This is a genomic window from Aliarcobacter lanthieri, assembly GCF_013201625.1.
Taxonomy (GTDB): domain Bacteria; phylum Campylobacterota; class Campylobacteria; order Campylobacterales; family Arcobacteraceae; genus Aliarcobacter; species Aliarcobacter lanthieri.
Genome location: NZ_CP053839.1, coordinates 1509501 through 1532744 on the forward strand (window position 1 = coordinate 1509501; position 23244 = coordinate 1532744).

19 protein-coding genes and 1 CRISPR repeat array (1 of these 20 cut by a window edge) are annotated in these 23244 nt (G+C 26.4%); of the genes, 12 read left to right on the forward strand and 7 right to left on the reverse strand.

Annotation, left to right across the window (positions count from 1 at the left end):
• Positions 1–714: a lipoate--protein ligase family protein gene (locus tag ALANTH_RS07660; protein ID WP_026807570.1), complete on the reverse strand. Its 714-nt coding sequence runs from the start codon at positions 712–714 to the stop codon at positions 1–3.
• 106 nt (positions 715–820) lie between these two features.
• On the opposite strand from ALANTH_RS07660, the gene aceE reads away from it, so the two are divergent.
• The 3 genes from aceE to lpdA are packed head-to-tail and all read left to right on the forward strand — an operon-like array spanning position 821 to position 6603.
• The gene (gene aceE / locus ALANTH_RS07665) at positions 821–3493 is read left to right on the forward strand and encodes a pyruvate dehydrogenase (acetyl-transferring), homodimeric type (protein ID WP_026807569.1); all 2673 of its coding nucleotides are present in this window, start codon (positions 821–823) and stop codon (positions 3491–3493) included.
• Positions 3494–3503: 10 nt separating this feature from the next.
• On the forward strand, positions 3504–5159 hold the full coding sequence (locus ALANTH_RS07670; RefSeq protein WP_026807568.1) for a dihydrolipoyllysine-residue acetyltransferase: 1656 nt from the start codon (positions 3504–3506) through the stop codon (positions 5157–5159).
• A gap of 10 nt (positions 5160–5169) precedes the next feature.
• Positions 5170–6603, forward strand: coding sequence for a dihydrolipoyl dehydrogenase (gene lpdA, locus ALANTH_RS07675; protein WP_026807567.1), 1434 nt, complete (start codon positions 5170–5172; stop codon positions 6601–6603).
• A gap of 36 nt (positions 6604–6639) precedes the next feature.
• Here the strand turns inward: lpdA and ALANTH_RS07680 are convergent, their stop codons facing one another.
• Positions 6640–7521, reverse strand: coding sequence for a DMT family transporter (locus ALANTH_RS07680; protein ID WP_026807566.1), 882 nt, complete (start codon positions 7519–7521; stop codon positions 6640–6642).
• Positions 7522–7652: 131 nt separating this feature from the next.
• On the opposite strand from ALANTH_RS07680, the gene sugE reads away from it, so the two are divergent.
• A complete protein-coding gene (gene sugE / locus ALANTH_RS07685; protein ID WP_026807565.1) occupies positions 7653–7970 on the forward strand; it encodes a quaternary ammonium compound efflux SMR transporter SugE in 318 nt (105 codons plus the stop codon).
• Here the strand turns inward: sugE and ALANTH_RS07690 are convergent.
• The 5 genes from ALANTH_RS07690 to ALANTH_RS07710 all read right to left on the reverse strand — a co-directional run bounded on the left by ALANTH_RS07690 (position 7960) and on the right by ALANTH_RS07710 (position 14174).
• The gene (locus ALANTH_RS07690) at positions 7960–9102 is read right to left on the reverse strand and encodes a sensor histidine kinase (RefSeq protein ID WP_026807564.1); all 1143 of its coding nucleotides are present in this window, start codon (positions 9100–9102) and stop codon (positions 7960–7962) included. The genes sugE and ALANTH_RS07690 overlap by 11 nt on opposite strands.
• Entirely contained in the window at positions 9089–9751 is a 663-nt protein-coding gene (locus ALANTH_RS07695; RefSeq protein ID WP_029888300.1) for a response regulator transcription factor, read from the reverse strand. The genes ALANTH_RS07690 and ALANTH_RS07695 overlap by 14 nt, the downstream gene beginning before the upstream one ends.
• Positions 9748–10689, reverse strand: a complete 942-nt coding sequence (locus ALANTH_RS07700) for a cache domain-containing protein (protein WP_026804637.1) — start codon at positions 10687–10689, stop codon at positions 9748–9750. Before ALANTH_RS07700 ends, ALANTH_RS07695 begins: the two co-directional genes overlap by 4 nt.
• A 15-nt stretch (positions 10690–10704) precedes the next feature.
• Entirely contained in the window at positions 10705–11703 is a 999-nt protein-coding gene (locus ALANTH_RS07705) for a c-type cytochrome (RefSeq protein WP_026804638.1), read from the reverse strand.
• A 116-nt stretch (positions 11704–11819) separates the two neighbouring features.
• Entirely contained in the window at positions 11820–14174 is a 2355-nt protein-coding gene (locus ALANTH_RS07710) for a TonB-dependent siderophore receptor (protein WP_228282869.1), read from the reverse strand.
• A 320-nt stretch (positions 14175–14494) separates the two neighbouring features.
• On the opposite strand from ALANTH_RS07710, the gene ALANTH_RS07715 reads away from it, so the two are divergent.
• The 8 genes from ALANTH_RS07715 (at position 14495) to cas2 (ending at position 22706) form a co-directional block, all read left to right on the forward strand.
• Entirely contained in the window at positions 14495–15238 is a 744-nt protein-coding gene (locus ALANTH_RS07715; protein ID WP_026808028.1) for a CRISPR-associated endoribonuclease Cas6, read from the forward strand.
• A gap of 59 nt (positions 15239–15297) precedes the next feature.
• Entirely contained in the window at positions 15298–16992 is a 1695-nt protein-coding gene (locus ALANTH_RS07720; protein ID WP_026808029.1) for a hypothetical protein, read from the forward strand.
• Between the two features lie 3 nt (positions 16993–16995).
• Positions 16996–17916, forward strand: coding sequence for a type I-B CRISPR-associated protein Cas7/Cst2/DevR (cas7i, locus tag ALANTH_RS07725; RefSeq protein WP_026808030.1), 921 nt, complete (start codon positions 16996–16998; stop codon positions 17914–17916).
• A 1-nt stretch (position 17917) separates the two neighbouring features.
• Positions 17918–18634 carry a CRISPR-associated protein Cas5 gene (gene cas5 / locus ALANTH_RS07730; RefSeq protein ID WP_026808031.1) on the forward strand — a complete coding sequence of 239 codons (717 nt, stop codon included), beginning with the start codon at positions 17918–17920 and terminating at the stop codon, positions 18632–18634.
• Positions 18635–20821: a CRISPR-associated helicase/endonuclease Cas3 gene (locus ALANTH_RS07735; protein WP_026808032.1), complete on the forward strand. Its 2187-nt coding sequence runs from the start codon at positions 18635–18637 to the stop codon at positions 20819–20821.
• 68 nt (positions 20822–20889) lie between these two features.
• Positions 20890–21384 carry a CRISPR-associated protein Cas4 gene (cas4, locus tag ALANTH_RS07740; protein ID WP_306458785.1) on the forward strand — a complete coding sequence of 165 codons (495 nt, stop codon included), beginning with the start codon at positions 20890–20892 and terminating at the stop codon, positions 21382–21384.
• 9 nt (positions 21385–21393) lie between these two features.
• Positions 21394–22398: a type I-B CRISPR-associated endonuclease Cas1b gene (gene cas1b, locus ALANTH_RS07745; protein WP_026808034.1), complete on the forward strand. Its 1005-nt coding sequence runs from the start codon at positions 21394–21396 to the stop codon at positions 22396–22398.
• Positions 22395–22706, forward strand: coding sequence for a CRISPR-associated endonuclease Cas2 (gene cas2 / locus ALANTH_RS07750; RefSeq protein ID WP_026808035.1), 312 nt, complete (start codon positions 22395–22397; stop codon positions 22704–22706). Before cas1b ends, cas2 begins: the two co-directional genes overlap by 4 nt.
• A gap of 163 nt (positions 22707–22869) precedes the next feature.
• A CRISPR array of direct repeats spans positions 22870–23244; the repeat unit is 30 nt; unit sequence ATTGAACTAAAACATATAATGTATTGAAAT; it runs 896 nt beyond the window's last position.

Here is a 23244-nt window from a genome sequence, read left to right on the forward strand (position 1 = left end):
TTATTCCTTACATAATTCATTATATATTTTTAATTCATCTTCATTCAATTCTGAATTTACAAGTTTTGCATCAAAAGTTTTTTCAAATGCTTCTTTTAGTTTTTCTATTGCTTCTTTAAACTCTAATTTTATACTAAAACTCTCCAAGCTTGTACCATATTTCTCATCATTCTTTACATTCTTTATTGGAATTGAGCCATGTTGAAAAATTACTTTTTTTGCTCTTTTTTGTGCATTCCCACCTATCTTCTGTCCATTTATTATAATATCATAAGCCTCAAATCCTACTTGACAAAAAGGACTTTTACTTAAAGTTATCTCTTTTATATCTTTTGCAAAAGAAGCATTTAATCCAATATCATTATAAAAAGTTATTATGAACTTACAAATTAACTCATAAGTCTCTTTTACATTTTTATTTTCTATCATTTGTGATGGAAGTATTAGTGAATATGAAATATCATGTCCATGAAATAAAACTCCACCACCAGTTATTCTTTTTGAATAATTGTTTTTATACTCCTTTATAAAATTTTGATAATCTTCTGGATTCTGTCCAGCACCAAATGTAATTGAGTTCTGCCACGAGTATATTCTTAATATTGGTAAATCAGTCTCTTTAAAATTTTTAAATAGTGTGTTATCTATATTTGAGTTAACTTTTGCGCTATGATTATGTGATATAATCAGTCTAAATTTATTATTGAATATCATTTATATTTATCCTAAAAAAATTTATATAAGTGAATTATAATTTATAATAGATTAAAATTGCAAATTAATTTAAAAAATTAAGATAACTTTTATAAAGGGAGTTTATATGCCAACATTAAATTTAGAAGATGTTAATCCTCTTGAAACACAAGAATGGATTGAAGCCTTAGAAGCTATAATAGAAGAAGAAGGGGTAGAGAGAGCCCATTTTCTATTAGAAAAATTAATTGACAAATCAAGAAGAAGTGGAGCACATTTACCATATAGTGCAACAACAGCTTACATAAATACAATTTCTCCAAATGAAGAACCAAAAATGCCAGCAAATATGGATTTAGAGAGAAAAATAAGATCTATCATTAGATGGAATGCACAAATTATGGTACAAAGAGCTTCAAATAAAGGCTTAGATCTTGGAGGGCATATTGCATCTTTCCAATCATCTGCTACACTTTATGATGTTGCTTTTAATCACTTTTTTAGAGCACCAAATGAGAAAGATGGTGGAGATTTAATCTTCTTCCAAGGACATATAAGCCCTGGTATTTATGCAAGAAGTTTCTTAGAAGGAAGATTCACTGAAGATCAAATGGATAACTTTAGACAAGAAGCATTTAATGATGGATTATCATCATATCCTCACCCAAAACTAATGCCTTCATATTGGCAGTTTCCAACAGTTTCAATGGGACTTGGACCATTACAAGCTATTTATCAAGCAAGATTTTTAAAATACCTTACAAATAGAGGTATCAAAGATTGTAGTGCACAAAAAGTTTATTGCTTTATGGGAGATGGTGAATGTGATGAACCTGAATCACTTGGAGCTATTGGAATGGCAGCACGTGAAGGTTTAGATAACTTAATTTTTGTTATAAATTGTAACTTACAAAGACTTGATGGTCCAGTAAGAGGAAATGGAAAAATAATCCAAGAACTTGAAGGTGAATTTAGAGGAGCTGGATGGGAAGTTCTAAAAGTTATCTGGGGTGGATTATGGGATACTTTACTTGAAAAAGATACATCAGGAAAACTTCTTGAATTGATGGAACAAACGGTTGATGGAGAGTATCAAAACTTTAAACAAAAAGGTGGAGCATACACAAGAGAAAACTTCTTTAATAAATTCCCTGAAACTGCAAAGTTAGTTGAAAATTTAAGTGACAATGATATTTGGAAATTAAATAGAGGTGGACACGATCCAGTTAAAGTTTATGCTGCATTTAAAAGAGCAACAGAAACAACAGGAAGACCAACTGTAATCTTAGCAAAAACTGTAAAAGGTTATGGAATGGGAAGTGCTGCTGAAGGTATGAATATCGCTCACCAAGTAAAAAAAGTAGATGTAAATCATCTAAAAGCATTTAGAGATAGATTTGATCTACCAATCAGTGATGAAGCTGTTGAATCATATTCATATTATAAACCAGAAGAAAGCTCACCTGAAGTTCAATACTTAAAAGAAAAAAGAACTGCTCTAGGTGGATTTGTACCTCAAAGATTAGAGAAATTCACGAATAAATTAGAAATTCCTGTATTAAATGATTTTGAAAGTATACTTGCTGGAAGTGGAGATAGAGAAATATCTACAACTATGGCATTTGTAAGAGTTTTAAATGTTTTATTAAAAGACAAAAATATTGGGAAACAAATAGTTCCAATAGTTCCAGATGAAGCTAGAACTTTTGGTATGGAAGGTATGTTTAGACAATATGGTATTTATTCAAGTGCTGGACAAAAATATATTCCTCAAGATAAAGATCAAGTTGCTTTCTATAAAGAAGATATCAAAGGTCAAGTTTTACAAGAAGGAATTAATGAACTTGGAGCTATGAGTTCGTGGATAGCTGCTGCAACATCATATTCAGTAAATGATTATCCTATGATTCCATTCTATATTTTCTACTCAATGTTTGGATTCCAAAGAACTGGAGATTTATGTTGGGCAGCAGGTGACCAAAAAGCAAGAGGATTCCTTGTTGGTGGAACTTCAGGTAGAACTACTTTAAATGGTGAAGGATTACAACACGAAGATGGTCACTCACATATTTTAGCAAATACTGTTCCAAATTGTATTTCATATGACCCAACTTATGGATATGAAGTTGCTGTTATTGTACAAGATGGAATAAATAGAATGTATGGTGAGAAACAAGAAGATATTTTCTATTACATTACAACGTTAAATCAAAACTATGCCCAACCAGCAATACCTGAAGGAGCAGAAGAAGGAATTATTAAAGGTATCTATAAAGTAAAAACTTTTGAAGCAAAAAATGATTTTAAAGTTAAACTTTTAGGTTCAGGTTCTATTTTCCAAGAAGCAATAAGAGCTGCAGAGATTTTAGCAAATGAGTATGATATTAAAGTAGATATTTACTCTGTAACATCATACAACGAATTAACAAGAGAAGCTCAAGATATAGAAAGAGAAAATCTTTTAAATTTAGATGCTGAGCCAAAAATTCCTTATGTAGAAAAAGTATTAGGAAGTAATACTGATAATATTGTTATTAGTGCAACAGACTATATGAAGGCATATTCAGAACAACTAAGACCTTATGTAAAAGGAAGTTTTAAAGCTTTAGGAACAGATGGATTTGGTAGAAGTGATAGCAGAGCAAATTTAAGAAAATTCTTTGAAGTTGATACAAACTTTATTGTTTATACAACTTTAGCTGAACTTGCACGTGCTGGTAAATTAGATAAAAAAGTTGCTATTGAAGCTATGAAAAAATATGAGATTGATTCAACTAGAATCTCTCCAAGAAATGCTTAAGGAGTAAATAATGGCAAAAGTTTATGATATTTTTATTCCTGATTTAGGTGCTGATAAAGATGTTGATTTAATTGATATTATGGTTAAAGTTGGCGATAGAGTTGAAGTTGAAGATGGACTTATAACTCTTGAAACTGAAAAAGCTTCTATGGATGTTCCTACAACTCATGCAGGAATTATTAAAGAGATTTTAGTAAAAGTTGGTGATAAAGCAAATAGCGGTGACTTAATAGCTAGAGTTGAAGTTGAAGATGATTCAGTTTCTGATGAACCAAAAGCTGAAACTGTAACTCCAGTTAAAACTGAAGAACCAAAAGCAGAAGAACCTGTTTTACAAGCTCCAACACAATTTGTAAAAGAACAAACTATAAAATCAGTTGTTGAAGAAGTAAGAGTTCCTGATTTAGGTGCAGAAAAAGATGTTGATTTAATAGAAGTTATGATTCATGTTGGAGATATTATAGTAAAAGACTATAGTATCATTACACTTGAAACAGAAAAAGCATCTATGGATGTTCCAGCACCATTTGGTGGAGAAGTTATTGAAATTTTTGTAGAAAAAGGACAAAAAATAAATAGTGGAGATTTAATAGCAAAAGTTATAAAAACTGTTGTTGTTGAAGATAAAGTTCCAACTCCAGCATTTACAGCAAATTCTACTCCTACAAAAGTTGAAAAAGCTACAAATTCTACTCCTACAATTCAAGAAGTTGCTGCTATTAGTATAGAAAAAGAAGATAGTAAAGTTCTATCTAAAAAAGCTACAAAAGTATATGCTTCACCAAGTGTAAGAAAAATTGCAAGAGAATTTGGTGTTGATTTAGGATTTGTAAAAGGAAGTGGTGAAAAAGGAAGAATCTTAAAAGATGACATCAAAGCTTATGTAAAAGAGCAATTAAATAAACCTGCATCTGCTTCAAGCATTGGCTTTGGATTTAATTTACCTGAAGCAAAAGAGATAGATTTTTCTTTATTTGGTAAAGTTGAAAGAGTTGAACTTAGTCGTGTTCAAAAAGTTTCTGGACCATTTTTACATAAAAATTATCTTTCTATGCCTCATGTTACACAATTTGATGAAGCTGATATTACTGAACTTGAAGAGTTTAGAAAAGAACAAAATGCAAAAGCTGTTGATTTCAAACTATCTCCACTTATATTTATAATAAAAGCTGTTGCTAAAGCACTTCAAATTCATCCAAAATTCAATTCTAGCTTAAGTTTAGATGGACAAGAACTTATTATGAAAAAATACTTTAATATTGGGGTTGCTGTTGATACACCAAATGGTTTATTAGTTCCTGTAATTAAAGATGTTGATAAAAAAGGATTTAAAGATATTGCCATTGAATTAGCAGAAATTTCTAAAAAAGCAAGAGATGGAAAACTAACAAGTGCAGATATGAGTGGTGGTTGCTTTACAATCTCTAGTTTAGGTGGAATTGGGGGAACATACTTTACTCCAATTATTAATGCACCGGAAGTTGCAATATTAGGTATTTCAAAATCTTCTATAAAACCAATTTATAATGGAAAAGAGTTTAAACCAAGATTGATTTTACCATTAAGTTTATCTTATGATCACAAAGTAATTGATGGTGCAGATGGTGCTAGATTTACTACAACAGTATCACAACTTTTAAGTGATATTAGACTATTAAGTCTATAAGGAGTTTATAATGACAGAAATAAAAACTCAAGTTTTAGTAATCGGAGCAGGTCCTGGAGGATATTCAGCTGCTTTTAGATGTGCTGATTTAGGCTTAGAAACAACTATTGTTGAGAGATACTCAACTTTAGGTGGAGTTTGCTTAAATGTTGGTTGTATTCCATCAAAAGCCCTACTTCATGTTGCAAAAGTTGTAGAAGAAGCAAAACATATAGAAAAAGCTGGTATATTTTATGAAGAGCCAAAAATTGACATAAAAAAAGTTGCAGAGTATAAAAGTGGTGTTGTAAAAAAACTAACTGGTGGTTTAGATGCAATGGCTAAAATGAGAAAAGTAAATCATGTTCAAGGATATGCAAAGTTTTTAGATGAGCATAGCGTTGAAGTTGCTTTGACAAATAGTGATGAAAAAACAAAAATTACTTTTGAGTATTGTATTATTGCAGCTGGTAGCCAAAGTTCAAAAATGTCATTTATTCCACATGAAGACTCAAGAATTTGGGATTCAACTGATGCACTTGAAGTAAAAGAAGTACCAAAAAAACTTTTAATTCTTGGTGGTGGTATAATTGGACTTGAAATGGGTACAGTTTATTCAACATTAGGAAGTCAAGTTGATGTTGCTATAAGAGGTGAACAACTTATGACTGGAACTGATGCTGATTTGATAAAACTTTATACAAAAGCAAATAGTAATAGATTTAATATCATGACAAAAACTCAAACTCAAAGTATAATTCCAAAAAATGAAGGAATTTATGTTGAGTTTAAAGGTGATAATGCTCCAAAAGAAGGTATTTTATACGATGCTGTTTTAGTTGCTCTTGGAAGAAGTGCAAATGGAAATAAACTTGGACTTGAAAATACAAATGTAGAAGTAAATGAGCAAGGATTAATCAAAGTTGATAATCAACTGAGAACAAAAGTATCTCATATCTTTGCTATTGGAGATATAATAGGACAACCAATGCTTGCACATAAAGCTGTTCATGAAGGTCATGTAGCTGCTGAAGTAATAGCTGGGCACAAAGTATTCTTTGAACCAAAACAAATCCCATCTATTGCATATACATTCCCAGAGATTGCTTGGGCTGGAATGACTGAAATTGAAGCTAAAAAAGCTGGAATTAATTATGAAGTTTCAACTTTCCCTTGGAGTGCAAGTGGTAGAGCACTAGCAAGTGATGTTTCTTCTACTGGTATGACAAAACTAATTTTTGATAAAGATACACATCAACTAATTGGTGGAGCAATCGTAGGAGAAAATGCAGGAGAACTTTTAGGAGAAATCTCTTTAGCACTAGAGATGGATTGTGATGCAGAAGATATTGGTCTTACAATTCATGCTCACCCAACACTTCACGAGTCTATTGGTATGGCTGCTGAGATTTTTGATGGAACAATCACAGATTTACCAAATGCAAAAGCTGTAAAGAGAAAGTAATTTTCTCTTTTAGCTTAAAATATATATTTTATATTTCTACTTCTGTCTTAAAATAATAATCGTAGCAAATGCAGATAATAAAATACCAAATAAAACTCCAATAGATATAGTCTGTCCTTCAAATAAAAACATTAAAATAGCAACAATTGCTGGATTTAGATAAATATAAGCCATTATCTTTTTTGCACCTAAAATTAAAGTTGCTTTTTGATATAAAATTAGAGTCATTATAGTAGTTCCAATAACTAAATATAATAAAGAGTATAGATGATTTAATTCTATTTTATTCCATTCATAAGGTATATTTAGAATTTGCATAGTTAAACTCATCCATATAATTCCACCCAAAAGTGTAGCAAAAACTAAAACTAATAATTCATCTTTTTTACTATACAAAAGTTTTATAAATATTGGGTATAACGCCATAGAAAATGATGCAATCAAAAATACAATATCACCATTATTCAAATTCAAAGCTAGAAATAAACTAAAATCAGCTTTAAATACAACAATACAAGTTGATATAATTCCTAAAATATATATAAATAATTGTTTTAAAGGGATTTTCTCTTTAAAAAAGAATATACATAAAATTGCTGTCATCAAAGGTACTAAAGTATAAATTGTACCTGTATTTAGAACTGTTGTATCTTCTAAAGCTTTTAACATTCCAATAAAATATAAAGTATATACAAGACTAACAATCAAAGCCTTTGGAAGTACTTGAACTACTTTTTTTAATCTAGTTTTATTAAAAATAACAACTGGAGATAAAAAAAGTAATGCCAAAACAAACCTAAACAGAGTTAAAGATGTTGGATCAATAACATTTGCTAGTTTTTGTGAAGCCAAAAATGATCCAGCAATTAAAATAGTTGCAATAGTTGCTAAAATATGAGCCTTTAAAGTTTCACTCAAAGAAAATCCTTATCAAGTTTTAAATTAATTCCCATTTTATCGAATTTTTAATAAAATATGTTCCTAAAAGCAGGGACGACCCTGCCTCTTTATTCATAGAGGACGGCCTCAACTTAAAAAAAAGGATTTTTATGAGTTGGATTATACTCTTCTTAGCTGGAATATTTGAGGTGGTTTGGGCTGTTGGCTTAAAATATAGTGAAGGTTTTACAAAATTAACTCCTAGCATAATTACTATTGTTACTATGATTATAAGTTTTTACCTTCTTAGTCTTGCATTAAAATCTCTTCCATTAGGAACTGCTTACGCTGTTTGGGTAGGAATTGGAACTATTGGTACAGTTATTGCAGGTATATTTTTATTTGATGAATCTATGAATATTATTAGAGTAATTAGTATTTTATTTATTCTATTAGGTATTATAGGACTTAAACTTACTACAAATTAAAAGTATAGATAAATGTTGTTCCAGAGTTTTCTCTGGAAACAACATCTATTTTTATACTATTTTTTTTACAAATATTTTTTACAATACTAAGCCCTATTCCAAATCCACCAGTTATATTATCACCTCTATAATATCTTTCAAAAATTGTACTAGTATCTTTTATACCAACACCTTCATCTTTGAAAATTAATTTTACAAAAGTACCTTCCTTTTCCAAAGTAACATATATATTTGAGTCATTTTTTGAGTATTTTATAGCATTTGATAAGTTATTATCAATCAATCTAAAAGCTTCTATTTCATTGAAATATATATTTATATTTGTCTGTATATTTTTGTGAAAAACTATATTTTTACTTACGGCTAAGTCATTAAAAAATTCAACTCTTTTTTCTAAAAAACTTGAAAAATCAATAGTAGTTTTTAGTTCTTTCACTTCATTTTGTTGCATATAATATTCTAAATCTTCATATATAATTGTCATATTCTTAAGTGCTGATTTTACTCTTAATATATTTTTATCATTTCTTAATCTCATAGATAACATATCTATATTTATTCTAGCAACTCCAATAGGAGTTTTAAGTTCATGCATTGCATCCTTCAAAAACTCATCAAGATAAATATTTAACTTTTTATATGGTTCAATACTTTGTTTTATAACAAAAAATGAAAGTAAAAATATAAATACACTTACAAGTAAAAGTAAAATTAGAGCATTATAAATAACTTCACTATAATCAATATTTTTACAAACAACCAAAAAAGAAGCACCTAAAATATTAGATTCTAAATACTCTTTATAACAGAATTTATCATTAAAATTTTTAAAATCTTCATCAAAAAGTTCTATTGAACTATTTGTATAAAAAATCTCTTTTTTATTTTTATCAAAAATAGATGAAAAGAATATATTTGATCGGGGGTAATAAAAAATATCATTATTTTGTTTTTCAAAATTTTCTATTTTTAAAACAATTTGATTTGAGTAATTTTGTAAATCTAATTTATCTTTAATATTTTGATTTTTTATTGTTGCATCTATATAAAAATATATTGGAATAAAAGCTATCAACAAGCTAATTGATACTTGTATTACAATATATTTTATTTCTAATTTACTGTTTATCAATCTTATATCCTAAAAATCTCTTAGTCTTTATAAAATCCTTATGAGTTTTTTCTCTAACTCTTTTTATACACATTCTAATATCTGCATAAGATATATCTTTATTTTCCCAAACATTTTCATGTAAACTCTCAATAGATACAAAAAAACCCCTATTTTGTACCAAAAAAGATACAAGTTCAAGCTCTTTTGATGAAAGTTCTACAACAACATCATCTTTATATAAAATAGATTTTTTTATACTATACTTAAATCCAAAATCTAGCTCAATTCCATCATCACTTGTCTTAAAATGATTTTTTATAACCTGCTCTATTCTAAACTTCAATTCTATCATATCAAAAGGTTTTCTTATATAATCATTACATCCTAAAGTATAACCACGACTCAAATCCTTTATATCAGTAAGTGAAGTTAAAATAATAATAGGAGTATCAATAGAAGCTTCTCTTACATATTGTACTAGAGAAAAACCATCCATTTTAGGAACTCTTATATCAAGTAGAAGTAAATCATATTTTTTATCAAAAATAGCATGTAAAGCATCTTCACCATTTTCAAAATCATCAACTAAAAAATCTAATTCTTCTAAAAACTCTTTTATAGATATTTTATATAAATAATCATCTTCAAGTAACAAAACTTTTATCATCTTATTATTATCTCTTTTATTTGGTTATTTTTAAAATCTTTTTTATCTTGTTTTATAGTTATATCTCCCAAATATTCATATTTTGGTAAGTATGAAAAATTCTTTATATTTTTATCAAAACATATAAGTAATACTCCAACACTACTATTTTCAAAATTTCCTAATGGAATTTGTGTAATTATTTTATCTTTTGTTTCATAGTAAAATTTATCATTTTTTAAATATTCTGGATTTTTTGATAAAATTTCAAATAAATTTTTATTAAAACTATTTTGTAAAATTATAAAATTCTCCAAAATTTTGTTACTTTTATGATATTCTGCAATATCTAAATATTTTGTTTCAAGTAATACTAAAGAATTTATTCCAAAAGCTTTTAATCTTTCAACCAACAAACTAAAATCTACAATAACTTCAATAGAACCTATAAAAGTATTATTTCTATCAAAAATAGGAGCTATAGCTTTTATATTAAATCTTTTACCTAATTCACTTGAAACATAAGGTTCTTGTGTATTTTTTACTTTAACAAGTCCTTCTCTAAAACTTTCTAGTTTTAAACCAAAATCCTTGTCTTCCCAACTTCTAGTAAAAACTTCTAAATCTTTTGTATGAATTTGTATATCAATTTTTTGTTTTGTATATGTTTTTATAATCTCTATAAGTTTTACAAGCTCTTTTTTTAACTCTATATTTTTATTTTGACTTAAATTTTCTATAATATCTTGATTTTTAGAAAACATTAAAGCTAAAGATAAAGCTTGATTTTTTTGATTCTCTAGTTCATTTTGTGCAATTTGTACTTGGTTTGATACTAAAATATCTAAAGTTCTTTGATTTAGTATATTGTTATATTTATATAAGAAATATAATAAAATAGCTATAAATAAGGCGAACAGAATAAAAGTTTTTTTATATGATTTAAAAAGAAGTATCATAAAGATACTCCTTTTTTATTTGTTAGTTTTGATAAATTGCCCAAATGGCCCAAATTTTCTTTCAATTGGATCTTTTCCTTCTATATAAGTATCAGGAGCTTTTACAGATAAATCTGGGAAATCTTTTTCTCTATTTGCTTTCTCAGGTCTTTCATGCTCATCTAAATTCATATAAACTGCAACATCATAAGCTTCTTCATCTGTCAATATTGGATTTTCATGTGTAGCACCTAAAGGCATATTAGCTTTAATAAAGTCCATAGCTTTTAAAGTTCTGTACATTCCTGCACCTTTATTGTAGCTATCTGGTCCCCATAATGGTGGATATAAATATCCATTTGCTTTACCTTCATTTTTGATACCTTCACCATTCTCACCGTGGCAAGAAGCACATTGCATATCATACACAACTTTTCCTTTAACTGGATCTGCTGCTTTTGTTTGTATCATTTTTCTATTAACTTCAGATAAACTTGTTCCTTCAACTTTTGTCCCGATTGGAACACCTAAACTTAACCAATACATATAAGCTTCCATAGCTTTCATTTCTTTGCTTTCAACTGGAAGTGATTTTCCACTCATACTTCTTTCCATACAGCCATTGATTCTATCAGCTAAAGTTCCAATAGTATCTTCTCTTGGTCTATATTGTGGGAATGAAGCAAATATTCCAACAAATGGTGCTGCATAAGGTTTTGTTCCAGCGTCAAGGTGACAGCTTTGACATGAAAGATTATTTCCAGCATATCTCATGTTTTTATCTTCAACTTCAGGACCTATATATTTATAAGTATGAACAACTAACTCTTTTCCATATTTGATTAAATCACCAAATTGATTATTTGGAAGAGTACTCTCATCTGGAATTTTATACTCTGCTTTTGGACCTTCATATTTGAATCCTATATCATTTCTTTCTTTGATAAGTTTTTTCTCAAACTTAACAATTTCTGCAGAAGACAATGAACTCATAGCCAACATAGATAATGTTGCAACAGTTATAATCTTTTTCATAAATAATTCCTCCTACTATTTATATTAAAAGAACTATACCTATTGTAGATAACTTGAATGTAACAAATACTTGCAACTATAAAGATTATAATTGCAAATATTTGGATAGTATTATTCTAAAACTCCATTTTCATAGAAAATGCAACACTTCTCGGGTCTCCTAACATTGCACTATGTGTCCAATAAACTTCATCTGTTAAGTTATGTACATTTAGATTAAAAGTAGTTGGAAAGTTATCTATCTTTGTTTTATATCTAAGTCCTACATCATATACTGTATAACTTGGTATAATATCTGTATTTGTATCATTTCCATATTTTTTACCTGTATAGTATGCTCCACCATTTATTGCTAAACCTTTAACAAATGGAATTTCATATTCTGCATAAATTTTTGCCATTTTTGTTGCTGCATTTATTGGTTTATTTCCTTCAATAGATTTATTACTATGTTTTTCTACACTTAAATCCATAAAAGTTCCACCAGCAATAATTGTAAGATTATCTGTAACTTTTCCAGTTGCTGTAAGTTCAAATCCTTGATGAATAGCTTCACCATCTTGTGTTAAAGTTGGTTTTGGTGTTGTCGTATTATCAATATAGCTATTTGCTTTTTCAATCCTAAATAATGCTCCAGTTAATAAAACAGATTCATTTAAACTATATTTTGCTCCAACTTCATATTGTTTACTTTTATATGGGTCTAAAAAATCTCCCTCATTTTGATACACACTACCAACAGTTTCTCCAGCTTCTAAACTTTCTATATATGTTACATAAGTAGTTAAGTTTTCAAAAGGTTTATAAATAAGAGATAAAGTAGGAGTAAGTTCTGATTTATCATATTTTGTATCATTAGAGTAACTTTTATTTATAACTGTTGCATAATTTACTCCAACTAATGCACTCCATTGTTCATTAAATACAATATCATCACCTATTAAAATATTTTTATACTGTTTCTTTTCCCAAGGTTTTCTAGGAGTTGTTCCTATCGTTCCAATTCCCCAAGGAAGTTGATAAAAATCACTCATTGTTACATTTTTAAAATCATTTAAAGCAACATCATTTTTTAATCCATAACCAATCCAATCATCATCACTTATAGAAAATTTGTATGAATTAAATGAAGTTCCAAAAGTTAAAGTATGATTTATTCCAAAAGTATCAAAATTCGAATCTAAAAAGATATTTGCACCATAGTTATCTGTTTCTCTATATCCATATCTCCAATAACTTGTATCATTTGCTTTTACTATTCTATCTTGAACATTCATAATTATATTATTTACATAAGAAAGTACATTTTCATACATAAAATTTGTTCTTAAAGTAAAAGTATCATCTATATTATATTTGATATTATTTTCAAATTTATCAGATTTATATTTTTCTTCTACTAAATCGGGATTATAGCTTTTATTTTTCTTTATAACTGAACGGTCGTTAATAGTATTAATGGTAGTAAATCCACCATTAGTAGTTTTTTCATTTCTTGTATATTTAATATCTATATAGAAATTATCAGTTGGTTTCCAATCAAATATTAAGCTTCCTGCTTTTTGCTCACCATCTACTTTTGAAGCTGATTTTCCATCTAAATAAAATAAATTTGCTCTATATCCAAAAGTATTTTTGTCATCAATCTGTCCACTTAAATCAATATGTGCAAAGTTTTGACTTCCACCATAGTTCCCAATACTTACATTTGCTAAATTTTCAATAGTTGGTTTTTTAGTTATATAATTTACTGCTCCTCCAACTCTTCCACCACCATATAAAAAGCCAGTTGCTCCACTTATGATTTCAACTCTTTCAATATCATACATCATTGGTGTAGTAGAATATATATCTGCACTTGGAATCCCATTTATAATAGGAAAACTTGAGTTAAATCCTCTCATAGTTACATGTTGTGTATCTATTCCTGTTTGAGCAAACCTTCCTGTTTCTTGAGTTATTGGATTCATTTTATATATTTGATTCATATCCGCGGCAACTATATTTTCGATTAAATCTTTTGAGATTATACTCATTGAGTAAGGTGTATCTTCTAAACTTCTTTTTCCCCAAAGTCCAACACCTGTTATATTTTCAGTTAAATATCCACTTTCAGCACTTCCATTTTTATAGCTTTCATTTACAGAAATTGTATCTATAACTGTTGTTTTTGAAAAACCATTTACTGCTTTTGGTTTATCTATTATATATATTATCCCTTCTTCTTCTACTGCTTTTAATTCTTCAGTTTCTAAGACTTTATTTAAACTGTTTATTACCCCCCCCCCGAAACTCATTTTGCTATCATCAACTTTCCTATCCTTCAAGCTTTTTGATTTTGAAATATAACTTACCTTATACTCTTTTACTATACTATCTACTGCCTCTTGCAAACTTATCTCTTTTGCATTTAACATTGTTCCACTTATCATCATTGATGTTACTACTGAAACAAAAACTTTATTCTTCATCATCTCTCCTTATCTTTATTTATTATGAGAATTGGTTTCTCTAATTAGTAAGACGACTGAACTATAAAAAAATGGACGTCTTTTTACAAGAAATTTTGAAATTTATTAAATGTCCATCTAAAATTACCATAAATTAGTACTTTTTAAAATGAAATATTTCTTATATTTTGATTATTTTAACTAATTTATTTTTATCTCTTTACTTTGATTTTACTTAATAAATAATCTTTAAGGTTTTATTAAGCTCTAAATCATTTAAAATAAACATTAATTTCAAATCTAAATGATATAATCTTTAACAAATAAAATTAGGGGTTTTTATGAAAATATTTGAACTTAAATGTATAACATACTTAAAACAAGATGTAGTTTTTGAAGATAGTTTTGATGTAATTTCAAAATATATCAATTTCTCTATTTGTCAAAAAGATGAATATTTGGAAAAACACAATAAAAATATGTTTAATAATTTTTGTTTTGGAAGTTTTTTTCCAATAGAAAAAGATAAACTTTATAAAAAAGGGAATACATACTCTTTTACTATTAGAACAGTAGATGAAAAGTTTGCAAAAGAACTAATAAACTTGCTTCGAGAAAATATCAATAATCCATTTTTACAAATTATTCAAGTTGAAAAAAAAGAGAAAAAACAGTTTTTTATAAGTGAACTTTATAGTGCAACTCCTGTTGTAATGTCTATTAAAAAAAAGGATTTACAAGATAGACAACTTTTTTGGACGTTGGAAAAAAGTGGTGATATAATAGAACTTCAAAATCAACTCCAAGATAATTTACTAAAAAAATATGAAGAGTTTTTTGATGAAAAACTAATTCCAACACAAAACTTTATCCAACTTCTTGAGATAAAAAATCATAAACCACAATATATTTTTTTTAAAACTACAAAAAATGAAATTCAAAGAAAAGTAGCACTTATAGGCAATAAGTTTAGAATAGTTCCAAATGAAGATGAAATAAGTCAAAAGTTAGCATTTTTAAGCTTGGGTGTTGGACTTGGTGAAAAGATAAGCTATGGTGCTGGGTTTTTGATTGTAAAGAGATAGCAACAAAGTTAAACACTTTTTAAATATTGTTTAAATCAATACCAATTAAGGAGATTTATTTGAAAAATCAAATTATAGAAAAGAAATTTAATATTAAAGATATGTTATTTAATAATGGCATAGTGAATTTATATCAATTTTTAAGAGAGAAAAATTTTGAGTTAGAGTATAAATTAACACAAAATGAATTGATTTTAAAAATAAATTCGCAAAATCAAGATGAAATTTATAATCAAATTTTAAATACTTTTTTAAAAGACAATAAAATAGTCTATCAAACAAATAACGATAGATGGTATTTTGATGAAAATAAAATGGATTTTGTTTTAGATAAAAAATTTGACACAAAAGGTGGCCAAAAAAATGATTTACGCAATGGAGTTTATCTTTATAAAAAAATTTCAGAATTAGGTTTATCAAGAGATGAAACAGAAAAGCTTTACATTGATTTTTGTGAAAGAGAAAATTTAAAACCTGAAAAAGAATCAAATGGAACATTAAAAGTTCCAAATAAAAAGAATGAAGTTATTATTTCAATAACACTTGATGAAGCAATTAAAAGATTTAGTAAATATTTTGTAAGTAATGATATTTTATCGATTGATTCAAAAATACACTCTTTTGAAGATGGACAGAACTATTTTCATGATATGCTAAATCAACCAAAAAGTTATAAGATTGATAAATGGAATGCTTTAATTTATTGGTTTGGTGGAAGAACAAAACGATTTTATAATTACTCTTATTTTATCTATCCTAATTCTTCCAATTTAGAATCTTTAAATACATTTAAAGAGTTTTTAAAAATAGATGATGACCGAATAGAATATAGAGGTAAAGATGATAAGATAGTTACTACATCTTCAAATATAGATTTTTTTAAAGTTCTTAGTAAAGATGAGATTACAAATCAACATTTTTATATATCTAATCATTCAGAAGAGTTTGAAATAAAGTTTTTTATGTATCTATTTTCAATAATATATCATATTGAAGAAGAGGCTAAATCTTTTGAAGATAGTGATTTTGCTTTATTATTTGATGAAGATGTAGAAGAATATTCTAAATTGTTATTTGAATTATTACAATATTTAAGTTTTGTAATTTATACAGATGATGGTACATTTAAAACATCTTTAAATGAATATACAAAAGCTTATAAATTAATTCATTTCTTTCAAATATTAAAAGAGAAAAATTTATTAAAATATTTAAGTGATATATTTCAAATATTTTCTTTATCTCAAAAGAAAAATGAGTTAAACTTAAATTTGAAAAATTGGTGTAAAAACTTGCTTAATTTTCAAGATTTAAGAAAAGATTATTATTTGGTAAGTTTTAATATTTTAAAAAATGATTCAAGAGGTTTTGGAAAAACACTTTTTGACTTTGAAAAAAGTTATTTAAATTATATATTAGGAGATAAAGATATGAGTATTCATGAAGATTCAAAAATAGTAGGTGATGGTATAGGTCATTTTTGTGCAGAACTTGATGATAGAGATTTACTTTTCAAGCTAAGAAATATAAAAAACTATAAACAGTTAGTTTCATATTTTAAAGATTTAAAATTTTCATCTTTGAAAAATGAAAAAGAGTCAAGATTTTCAAAAGAGTTCAATGATTCATTGGAATCTATTTTAACAAATATTGAACAAAATTGGGAAATTGCTAGAGATTACATAGCTATCTATGCTATCGATAAATTTAAAGTAACAAATTATAAAAATTCAAAATCAAACAAAGGAGAATAAAAAATGTTTTTAAATATAGCATATATAACAAAAGTAAATGTAGCTTCACTAAATGGTAGTGAAGGTAGTGGTGGAAATGTTACAGTAATGAAAAAAATTTCAAATACAAATGGAGATGAATTTGCTTATGTATCAGGTCAAGCTTTAAGAAGATATTTAAAAGAAACTCTTATGCAACTTGGAGAAAAAATAAGTAGTGTTGATGAGGATGGAAATCCATCAATTGAAGAAAATGGAAAATATCCATCTTTAAATGTAAAAATAGATGATAAACAAAGAGAAAAAATTTATAAATTGGTTTGTGATTTAGATTTATTTGGATTTATGTTACCAAAAGGTGGACGAAGATGGTCACCAGTTAAAGTTAGTCCTTTAGTATCTTTACTGCCATATAAAGGAGAGTATGACTATCTTACTAGAAAGCAGAAGACAGAAGATGAGAGTAAAAAAAGTGGAAATATTGTACAAGTTGAAGTAGATACACTGAATTTTATGAGAGGAAATATGATGGTTAATATTTCTCATATTGGAAAAGAGATTAATGAATATACTTATGAAGAAAAAGAAATTTTAAATAAAGAAGAGAGAAATAAACGGTTAAATATTTTACTTGATGCAATAAAATCATTTAATGGTGGAGCAAAACAAGCTAGAAATCTTGAAGATATTTCGCCAAAATTTATAATCATTTCAAAACAAAAAACTGGAAATCCATTTTTACTAAATACTTTAAATGTAGATAATGATGGAAATATAAATATAGAGAATATAAAAGAAGCTTTAGCTGATAATATAACGGAACAATATACAGTAGGAATAGCAAAAGGAATTTTCTCAAATGAAAAAGAAATAAAAAATACATTTCCAAATGTTGTAACTATTTCACAAGCTATTGAAATGTATAAAAACAGTATAGAAGCTTAAAGTGAAAGTTATAAGATTTGAATTAGAGGGATTGTTGAATTCATTTAGAATTCCTTTTTTTAGAACTTATCATAAAACATTTTTAGCTCCTCCCAAAACTACTATAATTGGAATGCTTTGCAATATATCTTTAAAATCTCAAAGAGAATTTTTTGAGATTTTGGATAAAGAGCTAATCGATGTATCTGTTATTATTGATGAAATAAATGGAAAAACTAAAGATTTATGGAGTTATAAAACTTTAGAAAAAGGGAATATGGGTAAAAGTGTTGTTAGAAGAGATAAATTATATTTATCAAAATACACAATTTATCTTAATGTAAAAGATGAAAATCTTTTTGATGAAGTTTTAGAATCTTTACAAAAACCCAAAAATACTCCATCATTAGGGCTTGATGATGAATTAGTAATAATAAAAAATATTGAAGACTTCACAAATAAACTAAGAGTAAATGATACAAATCAAATCAATTCTGTATTTTTAAATAAAAATTATCAATATAAAGCTTTTGTAAGAGAGTTAAATAAACCTATTGAACTTCCAACAGCAAATTTAACTCCAATAAAATTTATAGCTTTTGATAAAAAAGAGAATAGAATTTCAAAGGAAGTTAAAGAAGAGTTTTTACAAGTTGAATATATAAATTGTAATATACAAATTGATGACATAACAAGTTATGTAGATGAAGAAAGAAACAATAAATTGGTATTTTATTAAATGGAAATTTGGGCTAAAAAATTAGATGATAAATATCAAAGCTTAGAAGAACATACTTTATGGGTAGTAGAAGAAGCACTAAAACAAATTGATGATAAAACGATTCAGAAAGTATCTAATATCTCGGGTTGGAGTGTTGATAAAATCAAAGATTTGATATTTTTTAGTGCATATTTTCACGATATTGGAAAAGCTACTATAGAGTTTCAAAATACAATTAAAAATGGAACAAAATCTTATCATCCTTTATACAGTGCTTTTTTATTATTAAATATAAAAGATTTTATTTATAAAGATGAAGGATTTAGTAATTTATTAGTAATAATTGTATTGTCACATCATTCATTATTTCCTAAAACATACAGTTTGGATAACTATAATTTTACTTTTTTATCTAGTTATAAAAGCTTTCAGAAGAATTATAAATATCTTTATAAAAAATTATTTAATAAAGAATGTTTATATGATTTTAATTTTAAAGAAGTAAAAAAAGAGAATTATCTACAATATATTAATACATTAGAAAAACAATATTCAAAAATCAATAATATAAATAAATTTGGAATACTTTATACTTATGTTTCAGGAATTTTAAATATTGCAGATTGGATTGCTAGTGCAAAATTTTCTAAAACTACTCCACAAACAACTTTTAATTTAATACCTACAAAACAAGATTTTATAAGTCATTTAACTTTTAAAAAGTTAAGAAATTTTCAAGAAGAACTCTCTTTTTCAAATCAAAGTGTTTTAGTTGAAATTCCTACAGGAGAAGGGAAAACTGAAGGATCTTTATTGTGGGCAATAAATAATATATATGATAAAAATACAAAAATAATCTATACTTTACCAACTCAAACTACTTCAAATAAACTTTATGAAAGAGTTCAAAACTTTTTTGACAAAAATGAGTGTGGATTGATTCATTCAAGTGCAAGAATATTTCTACAAAAAGAGTATGAAAGAGATAATGGAGTTGTAGATGAACAATTTAGAAGTGAGTTATTATTTAGTAAAACTTTTAATAAACCTATAACTGTATCTACAATAGACTCTTTACTAAAATACTTTATAAATATTGGAAGATTTAATATTGCAACTAAAAACTTTTTAAATTCTGTAGTTATCATAGATGAAGTTCACTCTTATGATTTTAAACTAATGGGCTTTTTAAAAAGATTTTTAGAACTTTGTAATGAGTATGAAGTAAAAGTTTGTTTAATGAGTGCCTCAATACCAAATAAATTAAAAGAGTTGCTTAATATAAAAAATTATCCAGTTATTACACAAAACGATCTGTTTGAGAAAAAAGCAAATGAGATAATAAAAAAAGATTATGAATTAAATGAAGATTATGATTTTATTTATGAAAAATTTAAAGAGTCAAAAAATATTTTGATTATTAGGAATACAGTAAAAAGTGCAACAAATACATACAGGTATTTAAAAGAAGAATTTTTATTAAAGGATGAGGATATAATACTTTATCATTCAACATTCAAGAAAATAGATAAACAGAAAAAAGAGAATTTAATTTTTGAAAAATTGAATTCTAATAAACCTTTTATTCTTGTAGCAACTCAAATTGTGGAAGTCTCACTTGATATAGACTTTGATTTAATGTTTACAGATAATGCTCCAATAGATAGCTTAATTCAAAGATTTGGAAGAGTAAATCGTAAAAAAAGTGAAAAAAGAAAAGGTGAAATATATATTTATAAAAAGAAATGTATAAAACCATATTCAAATGAAGCTTTATTGGGCTTAACATTTCAGACAATCCAAAATGGATACTATGAATTGGGAGAGTATGTTAAATGGTTAAATATTGTGTATGATAAATTGTTTGAAGATGATATACAATTTAAAAATGTAAAAACTAGACTTTTTGATCCAGCATATTTAAAATATGACGAAACAATAAAAAAACTAAATGGTATAGAAAAATCATTGGATAATTATGATTTAAGAGATATTGAATTACCTAAAAATGACTATTTATTATACGATGATTATATAAATGGAAGAGTTGAATATGACTATACAATTTCATTACCACTTTATCATGAAAAACAATATTTATACCAATCTCAAGAAGAGTTAAATTATAAAATTCTAAATTTAGAATACTCTTTTGAAGAAGGAATAATATTTTCTGATAATAATGGTTTGAATGAACTTGGATAAGTAGTGGATTGCATTCCAAATTATATATATTTTATTAGGAATGTATTCCTGATTTTTAAGGTTTAAATTTGATAAATATTAACGGAACTTTAATTTCATACTATTTTATTTGTAAAGCAAAGCTTTGGCTCCATGCAAATCGTATAAATCTTGAAGACAATAGTGAAGATGTACGAATAGGAAAAGTTTTACATGAAATAAATGAAGAGAAAAATAAAAAATCAGAAATTAGTATCGACAATATCAAAATAGACAAAATTACAAGAGATTATCTTGTTGAAGTTAAAAAATCAGATAGCGATCCAGAAGCTGTAAAATGGCAAGTTCTACTCTATCTTTATAAGTTAAAACAAAAGGGTGTAGAGAAAAAAGGGAAAATTGAGTATATAGAAAAAAGAGGCGATAAAAAAATAGATTTTATAGAGCTGGATGAAACAAATGAAAAAGACCTTTTAGAAGTTTTATCAAATATTGAAATATTGATAAATCAAACAACTCCACCAAAACCAATATTTGAGAATAAGTGTAAAAAATGTGCTTATTTTGAGTATTGTTTTATTTAAGGAAACAAAATGGCAAAAAATCATACAAGATATATTTTTTCTATGGGTGAGTTAAAAAGAAAAGATAACTCAATAGCATTTAGAAATGAAAAAGGAAATTTTTATATTCCAGTTCAAGATACAAGAGAAGTTTACTGTATGAATGAAGTGAGTTTCAACACAAAATTTTTAGATTTTATCTCTAAAGCTGGGATCACACTTCATTTATTCAATTATCATGGAAATTATAGTGGTACATTTTATCCAAAAGAGCAACTAATAAGTGGTGATTTAAGTATAAAACAAGCTTTATGTTATGTAGAAAATCGGCTCAATATCGCAAAATCAATAGTTCAAGTAATAGCGGACAATATTTTTGAAACACTTTATCACTACTTTAGACACGATAAAAAGGAGTTAAAACCAACACTTGATTGGCTTAAAACTGAACCAAAAAAATTTTTACAAAAAGATATTACAATTGAGCAAATTATGTTTATTGAAGGGCAAATTTGGAATAAATTTTATGATAGTTTTAAATACTTTTTACCAGAAGACTTTTTGATGAATAAAAGAGTAAAAAGACCTCCAAATAATCCTATGAATGCACTTGTAAGTTTTGGGAATACCCTACTTTACACAAAAACAATAAGTGCAATTTATACAACTCATCTTAATCAAGCAATAAGTTTTTTACATAGTCCACGAGAAGGAAGATTTAGCTTATGTTTGGATTTAAGTGAAGCTTTTAAACCTATAATTGTTTTTAAAACTATTTTTGACTTAGTTGGTAGAAAAAAACTGCAAGTTGAAAAACATTTTGATAAAAGTTTAAACTATGCACTTTTAAATGAAGATGGTAAGAAAATCTTTATAGATGCTTTTGAAACAAGGCTAAATGAAACTTTTATGCACCCAAAACTTAAAAGAAAAACTACATATAAAAATTGTTTAAAACTTGAAGGATATAAACTTATAAAATATATTGTTGAGAAAAAAGAGTTTATTCCTTTTAGACTAAAGGATAAGATGTGAGTAAAGATAAGTTTAACTATAACTATGCTTTTTTATTTTATGATATTGCTGATGAGTTTAGTGAAATTGGGAAATATAGAGTTGCAAAAGTTTTTAAAATATGTAAAAAATATCTAAAACATCATCAAAAATCTATATTTAGAGGAAATATAACTCCTTCAAATCAGATAAAATTAGAAAATGAACTAAAAAAAGTAATAGACAAAAATCTTGATTTTATCTCTATTATAAAAGTTCAAAACAGTGGAAGTTTTAATGAAACAATCATTGGAACTAATCAGAAAAAAGAGGAATCTATATTTATTTAATTTTCCAATCTATATGAGTTTAATTTAATAATTAAGTTGCTAAAATAGGAATCTAACAAAAGTTATTTTACAATTTATTGTTAATTAAATTTTTGATTGGAAAATATGGTTATATAACCTATTTTCAGGGAAAGTCTATATTTAAAGTATTGATTTTACCTTGATTGAACTAAAACATATAATGTATTGAAATATCAAAAAAAAATGGTACGAAAGCCCTGAAAATATATTGAACTAAAACATATAATGTATTGAAATAGTATTATTAGTGTGATTGATTTTACAAGTATTATATTGAACTAAAACATATAATGTATTGAAATTTTGATAGTTTCACCTTTTTTAGTTTCTTCATCAGATTGAACTAAAACATATAATGTATTGAAATCCATTTGCATTTGACAGTTCAGGTACTTGTACAAATTGAACTAAAACATATAATGTATTGAAATATCATTAATAAAGTCTATCGGCTTATCTCTATAATATTGAACTAAAACATATAATGTATTGAAATAAAGCAATTAAAAACTGCTCT